Below are 724 nucleotides of genomic sequence, written 5' to 3'. Positions count from 1 at the left end.
GGGTTATGGCTTCACCAAGACCATGCCGCGGGCCTGGGGGTCAAAGGTGGGATCCAGCCGGGTTTGGGCATTGTACAGGGCGCCGGTCAGATCCGCCCCCTCCAGAAAAGCGCCTCGCAGGTCGGCCCCCCGCAGATCGGCATTGTGTAACTTGGCCCCTGTGAGGTCGGCGCCGGTGAGGATGGCTCGACGCAAGTCGGCCCCGCTTAAGTTGGCCACCTGCAGATTGGCACCCGTCAGATCTGTCTGCTGCAGGTTGGCCTGCGCCAGATCGGCTTCCCACAAGAAAGCCCCTGCCTGAGCTGAGCCACTCAGATTGGCCCCTCTCAAATCGGCCAGATTGAGGATCGCTTGGGAGAGGTCGGCAGCTTGGAGATTGGCCTGTCTGAGGATCGCTTCTTTTAGGTTGGCCCCACTGAGGTCAGCTCCCGGCAGTTCTGCCCCCGTCAGGTCGCAGGCGGGGCAATCTTTGCTGGGAGAAACAATTTGGGATCGGCCCAGTTGGGCATCCAACTCCAGTTGGGCAAAGGCCGCAGCCCCTGGGAAGACCACCCAGCCGAGCAAACTCGCCCCACCCCAGAGCTTTGTGAACCGGAGCCATGCCATTCTTTTCACCGGATCCCCTGCACTGGCGATGGTAGCTGCTCCGGAGCCCAAGCGCTCCCCCAAACCCCCCACCCCGGACCCCCACGGGGGGGGGGGGGGGGGGGGGGGGGGGGGGGTT

Annotated in this window: 1 protein-coding gene; it reads right to left on the bottom strand. The window is 64.6% G+C overall.

Annotated features, from left to right (window positions below; all coding sequences use genetic code 11):
* Window positions 1–3: 3 nt before the first annotated feature.
* On the bottom strand, window positions 4–606 hold the full coding sequence (locus NW838_RS07725) for a pentapeptide repeat-containing protein (protein ID WP_414358012.1): 603 nt from the start codon (window positions 604–606) through the stop codon (window positions 4–6).
* Window positions 607–724: the final 118 nt, after the last annotated feature.

This window comes from Synechococcus sp. R55.2 (assembly GCF_047462075.1).
GTDB lineage: Bacteria > Cyanobacteriota > Cyanobacteriia > Thermostichales > Thermostichaceae > Thermostichus.
Note: the sequence above shows the minus strand (reverse complement) of the source record. Positions and strands in the feature narration are given on the sequence as shown.

Bases quoted from the DNA above. Each gene is read 5' to 3' on its own strand.
- NW838_RS07725 (WP_414358012.1), bottom strand. From the start codon at position 606: ATGGCATGGCTCCGGTTCACAAAGCTCTGGGGTGGGGCGAGTTTGCTC.